The sequence below is a fragment of the Streptomyces sp. NPDC099050 genome (genome assembly GCF_044759865.1).
Lineage (GTDB): Bacteria > Actinomycetota > Actinomycetes > Streptomycetales > Streptomycetaceae > Streptomyces.
The window spans coordinates 55,525-61,524 of the sequence record NZ_JBIWAE010000035.1; the positions used below are offsets into that span (position 1 = coordinate 55,525).

Below are 6,000 nucleotides of genomic sequence, written 5' to 3' on the forward strand. Positions count from 1 at the left end.
GGACCTCTCGGCTCCCCGGCTTCCCGGCTCCCCCGGCCCCCACGGCAAAAAGAGACGGCCGGAGCCCCCGCACAGTAGGCTCCGGCCGTCGGCTTGGTGGCCGTACGAGTTCGGTCAGATGTCGAGGCCGCTGAGGACCAGGACCCGCTCGTAGGTGTAGTCGTCCATCGCGTAGCGCACGCCCTCGCGGCCCACACCGGACTGCTTGACGCCGCCGTACGGCATCTGGTCGGCGCGGTAGGAGGGGACGTCGCCGACGATCACGCCGCCGACCTCCAGCTCGCGGTGGGCGCGGAACGCGGTCTGGATGTTCCGCGTGAAGACGCCGGCCTGCAGACCGAACTTCGAGTCGTTGACGGCGGCGAAGGCCTCGTCGGTGTTCTCGACCCGGCGCAGGGTGAGGACCGGTCCGAAGACCTCCTCGGTGGCGAGGGTGACGCCCTCGGGGACCTCCGCGACGACGGTGGGCTCGTACGAGGCACCCTCGCGCTTGCCGCCCGTGAGCAGCTTGGCTCCGGCGGCCACGGCCTCGTCGACCCAGGACTCGACCCGCTTGGCGGCGTCCTCGGAGACGAGGGGGCCGACGTCGGTGGCGGAGTCGTTCGGGTCGCCGGTGACCTGCTCGCGGACCTTGGCGACGACCTTCTCGACGAGGCGGTCGTAAACCGTCGCGTCGGCGATCACGCGCTGTACGCCGATGCAGGACTGGCCGGCCTGGTAGTTCGAGAAGGTCGCGATGCGGTTCGCGGCCCAGTCGAGGTCGGCCTCCGAGGACCAGTCCTCCAGGACCACGGCCGCGGCGTTGCCGCCGAGCTCCAGGGTGCAGTGCTTGTGGGGCACCGCCTGCTGGATGGCGTAGCCGACCTTGTCCGAACCGGTGAAGGAGATGACGGGCAGGCGCTCGTCCTTGACCAGCTCCGGCATCTTGTCGTTGGCGACGGGGAGCACGGACCAGGAACCGGCCGGCAGGTCGGTCTCGGCGAGCAGCTCGCCGAGGATCAGACCGGAGAGCGGGGTGGCCGGGGCCGGCTTCAGGATGATCGGCGCGCCGACGGCGATGGCGGGGGCCACCTTGTGGGCGCACAGGTTCAGCGGGAAGTTGAAGGGCGCGATGCCCAGGACCGGACCCTTGACGAAGCGGCGGGTCAGGGCGAGGCGGCCGACGCCGCCGGCGTCGGTGTCCAGGCGCTGGGCCTCTCCGCCGTTGAAGCGGCGGGCCTCTTCGGAAGCGAAGCGGAACACGGACACCGCACGGCCGACCTCACCGCGGGCCCACTTGATCGGCTTGCCGTTCTCGGCGGAGATCAGCAGCGCGATCTCCTCGGTGCGCTCGGCGAGCCGGCGGGCGACGTGGGCCAGGGCCTCGGCGCGTACGTGGGCCGGGGTGGCGGAGAACTCCGCGGTCACGGCGTACGCGGCGGCCACTGCCTCTTCGACCTGGGCGTCGGTCGGGACGCTCACGGTACCGACGAGGCGGCCGTCCCACGGGGAGTGGACGTCGAAGCTGTCGTCGCCCGTGGCCTGGCGGCCGGCGAGCCAGAAGGCGTGGGTGGAAGTCATGCTGATCCCGGCCCTTCGGAGTGTGTGCGGTGGGTCCTTGTCCCCTCCACCGTAGGACTCCGCCGGGGTTTCGGCGTTTGTCCGGGGTGGAGTACGTGCGTGGCGCGGCGCGCCGCTTTGTCAGTGTCGGGGGCGGGCGGGCCCGTGCGGGGCCCTGCCGGGGGCTGTACGGGGGCCCGGGCTGCCCGGCTGCGCGGGCGGCGGGCCCGGCTGCGCCGGGGGCGGGTTCGGCTGCGCCGGCGGTGGGTTCGGCTGCGCCGGCGGTGGGTTCGGCTGCGCCGGCGGTGGGTTCGGCTGCGCCGGGGGTGGGTTTGGCCCCACCGACCGGGCCGACGCCGGACGGAGTCCGGCGCAGCGGCGCGAAGCCCGCGGAGCGGCGCGAGCGGCGCATCAGGAAGGTGAGGTCGCCTTGAGGGCGAGCCAGAGCTCCATGCGGACGTCCGGGTCGTCCAGGGAGCGGCCGAGGATCTCCTCGACCCGGCGCATGCGGTAGCGCAGGGTGTGGCGGTGGACGCCCAGGTCGGCCGCGGCCGCGTCCCACTGGCCGTGGCGGGAGAGCCAGGCCTGGAGGGAGGCCACCAGATCGCCCCGGCCCTTCTCGTCGTGCTCGCGCAGCGCCCGCAGGGTGCCGTCCGCGAAGGCCCGTACCGCGTCGTCGGCCAGGAGCGGGAGGACCGAGCCCGCCGCGAGGTCCTCGTGCTCGACCATGGGACGGCCGCGCCGCCGGGCCACGGCCAGGGCCTGGTCGGCCTGTTTGAAGGCGGCCGCCACCCCGGAGGCCGCCGCGGGCGCCGACAGGCCGAGGACCAGCTCGTCCGGCTCCGGTTCGCCCGCCTCCCGGCCGCGGCGCGACTCCAGCGCCTCCGCGTGTTCCGCGCACGCCTGGACCGCCGAGCCCCCGTCGGCCGCCAGGACCACGAGCCGGCCCGGCTCCGGCACCACCAGCAGGGTCTCCCCCGTGCGTGCGGCCGCCGATTCCACGGCGTCGGCGAGCATCGCCAGGCCTTCCGGCTGGGCCGTGCCCGCCAGGGCCGGTTCCGCCACGAGGATCCGGAACGGCGCGTCGAGCAGGGCTCCGTACAGGTCCCCGGCCACGGCCTGGGCGTGGTCCGCCTGACCGGCGAGCAGCATGCGCAGCACGGCCGCGCCGAGCCGGGACTCGGCGTCGTGCAGGGAGCGGGAGCGTTCGGTGGTGAGGGTCAGCAGGGCCACCGCGGAGTGGACGGCGTACCGCTCCGCCGTGCCGAGCGGCGCCCCGGTGCCGACGGCGAGGGCACCCCGCGCCCGGCGCCCGGTGCCGAGCGACTGGAGTTCCACCCGGTCCTCGGAGCCGCCGACCACGGCGCTGGCCGGCGCCGGCCGCTCGCGGAGCCGTTCCACGTCGGGGGTGAGCCGGGCGGCCCGGCGCGCGGCCCAGTCGGGCGCGGCCGCGACGACGGCGCCCGAGGTGTCGTACAGGGCGGCCCAGCCGTGCACGTGCGCCGCCAGCTTCGTCAGCAGTTCGGCGGGCCCGTCGGCGGACAGCGCGGCCCGGGTCAGCTCGCGCTGCGCCTCGAAGCCTGCGGTCACGGCCCGGTACTGGTCGGCGGCGAGGGCGGCGGAGACGGCCTTGCTGATGGCGAGGAACGGGGTGCGCCGGGGCACCTCCAGCAGCGGCAGGTCCTCGGCGGTGGCGGCTTCCACGAGCGCCTCGGGCACGGCGTCGTAGTTCACGCCGATGGCGAAGCCGATGCCGACGACCCCGGCGGCCGCGAGCCTGCGCACGTAGCGCCGCATCTCCTCGGGGTCCTCCGCGTCCAGCTTCATCGCGGTGATGAGGAGGAGCTCCCCGCCCTCCATGTACGGGACGGGGTCGGCGAGCTCACTGACGTGGGCCCAGCGCACGGGGGTGTCGAGGCGGCCCTCCCCGGCCCGGACGCTGAGTTTGAGCGCCGAGTGCTGGACGAGCGAGGCGAGGGTGAGCGGCATGGGTACCGGGGCGCCTTAGGGAGAGGAGGGGTGCGGCGGCGAGATGCCGACGGAGGATTCTCGCCGTGGACCACCACCGCGCATTTCGCCGTGTCGTACGAACGGCACCCTTTGATTCTGCCACCTCGTACGGTTTCGCTCCGTTTCCGTGCCCGTCCCGGCTCAGTCCTGTCCCCCGAGCCGCACCAGCAGCGGGGCGGCCCGCTCGCCACGGACGGAGGTCAGGGAGAGCACGGCGTGGCCGGGGGGCACCACGTGCGCCAGGTCGGAGGCCGACCAGCGTTCCCGCTCCACCTGGCGCACGGTCACGGCGTCGGTGGTCACCGCCTTGCCGGAGACCAGCTTCCGGAAGGCGTGCATGGCCCGGGTGAGCGGCTGGTCGGCGAATACCGTCCGGTGGGTGACGTCGCGGGTCTCCACCCATTCGGTGCCCCAGGTCTCGGCGAACCGCTTGCCGTCCCAGGTGGTGACCCCGGAGAAGGCCATCCGGCAGCCCACGGCACCGAGCAGCGGGGTGCGCAGGGCTTCCGGTACGTCGTCCAGGGTGCGCAGCGTCAGCAGGACTCCCGCGTTGGCCGAGCGGAGCCGCTGGATGCCGCGCACCGCTTCCGGCGTGAGCGTGTGGGAGGCGTCGTCGAAGGCGAGGAGCGCGAAGAGCGTGCGGTCGGTGCGGGCCGCGGCGGAGGCGTTGAACTGGGCCAGCAGCAGCCGGGCCAGCAGCCGGGAGGCGTCGGCGTGCCCGCGCTCGGGAAGGTCCACGCGGACCCGCAGGGGGTGCTCCAGGGCCCGCAGGGAGAAGGGCCGCCCGGCGCCGGTGGTGTCGAAGAACCCCGCGAAGGCGGGCCGGTCCAGCAGCGCGACCCGGTCGGCGAGGGCCGGGCCGGGGTCGGCGGGAGCCCCGTGCTGGCGTTCGCGCGCGTCGAGCTCGCGGAGCATCCGGTGCTGTCCGGCTGCCTCCAGGGCGGCGCGCAGGGCGGCGAGGGCGACGGGCACGTGGTCGAGGAGCTCCCGCAGCTCCGGCACGGTGGGGAAACGGCCGTACGCGGCCCGGAACGGTCCGAGGAGCTGAGCGAGGGCGGTGGCGGCGCGGCGCACGTCGACCCCCGGCAGGTCGCCCACGAAGCCCTCCGCGAGGAGCGTGGCGGCCTCGTCGGCGTCGGTCGTGCCCCCGTAGAGATCCAGGTCGTAGACGGAGTCGGGATCGCCGACGCGGACGACGACGTCGTAGCCCTCGTCGGGTCCGAGGGCGGCGCCGGTGGAGGCGACCACGACCACGGCGGCCTGGCCGGCGAGGGCCTGCAGGGCCAGTGACTCCACGACGGGGCGTACCAGGCGGGAGGTCTTGCCCGCGCCCGAGGGGCCGATGGCGAGCAGCGAGGTGCCGAGGACCCCGGGGTCGAGGGCGATGCCGCTGCCGCGGCGGGCGTACGGGTTGCGCTCGCCGTCCTGCACGGTGCCGAGCAGCACCTGCCGGGCGAGCAGATCGTGCCGGGCGGCACGGACGGGCAGCTCGCGCGCCCCCGACGGGTGGACGCAGGCCCCGGCACCCTTGTCCCGCACGGCCTCGGCGAAGGCCCGCGCCCGCGAGGGATCGGCCCGTACGGTCTCCCAGGCGCGCCGGATCCGCACGAAGTCCACGTCGTTCATCCGCCCGGCCACCACCTCGGCCCCGAGCCGGTCGGCCACCTCCACCATCCCGGCGGCCCGTACCTCGGTCCACGCCCCGGGGTCGTCCGGGCCGCCGGGCTCCACCGGCCGAGGCGCGGGCAGCGGGGCGCGGGCCGTGCGGCTGCCGAGGACCCGGCGGGCCAGCTCGGGCCAGCGGCCGAGGCGGCCGAAGCCGATGGCGAGGGTCACCGCGACGATGACGTACCAGATGTAGGAGGCGACGACGGAGGGGAGCGTCCCGGCCCAGGAGTCGGGGGTGAACATGTAGAGCGGCCAGAGCCAGAAGCCGCCGAGGTAGCCGTTCCAGAGGAGGGACCACAGCAGCAGCCCGGCCAGCAGGGAGATGAACGCCCCGCTGACCAGCTGGCGGGTCGGGGTGACCTCGGGCTCCTGTGCGGCGCGCGGAACGTGCCCGTACGACCAGACGCCGGGGCCCGCGGACGGGCGCGGGACGCGCAGCCACGCGGCGAGGGTGGGACTCGCGGCCCGGGCCGCGGCGGGGTGGCCGGCCGCGGAGGGCGCCGGGACGGCGCCGGGGGCGTGGCCGGGCTTCGGCGGGAGGCCCTGGATGCCCGGGGGGCCGGCCGGGCGCGGGACGTGTCCGGTGCCGGACGGTGTCCGCCGCTCACCGCCGTGCGTGCCGTCGGTGTCCATGAAACCTCTGCCCCCTGCCCGTGAGCGCGCTGCCCTGCACTGCCCTGCGCGCTCAATCTAGTCCCGAACTTCGCGGGTCGTTGATTCGTATGGTGTGACCGGTCCGGGAGTGTCCCGGGCCGGTCGTATGGCGTTGGTCCGGATGTGTCG

At 75.2% G+C, this 6,000-nt stretch carries 3 protein-coding genes; all 3 read right to left on the bottom strand.

What is annotated here, in order from left to right; translation table 11 throughout:
• Window positions 1-114: 114 nt before the first annotated feature.
• On the bottom strand, window positions 115-1,560 hold the full coding sequence (locus ACIQV3_RS36925; RefSeq protein WP_403720642.1) for an aldehyde dehydrogenase family protein: 1,446 nt from the start codon (window positions 1,558-1,560) through the stop codon (window positions 115-117).
• A gap of 390 nt (window positions 1,561-1,950) precedes the next feature.
• Window positions 1,951-3,528, bottom strand: coding sequence for a PucR family transcriptional regulator (locus tag ACIQV3_RS36930; protein WP_403720645.1), 1,578 nt, complete (start codon window positions 3,526-3,528; stop codon window positions 1,951-1,953).
• Between the two features lie 162 nt (window positions 3,529-3,690).
• A complete protein-coding gene (locus ACIQV3_RS36935; protein ID WP_403720648.1) occupies window positions 3,691-5,850 on the bottom strand; it encodes an ATP-binding protein in 2,160 nt (719 codons plus the stop codon).
• Window positions 5,851-6,000: the final 150 nt, after the last annotated feature.

Bases quoted from the DNA above. Each gene is read 5' to 3' on its own strand.
- ACIQV3_RS36925 (WP_403720642.1), bottom strand. From the start codon at position 1,560: ATGACTTCCACCCACGCCTTCTGGCTCGCCGGCCGCCAGGCCACGGGC.
- ACIQV3_RS36930 (WP_403720645.1), bottom strand. From the start codon at position 3,528: ATGCCGCTCACCCTCGCCTCGCTCGTCCAGCACTCGGCGCTCAAACTC.
- ACIQV3_RS36935 (WP_403720648.1), bottom strand. From the start codon at position 5,850: ATGGACACCGACGGCACGCACGGCGGTGAGCGGCGGACACCGTCCGGC.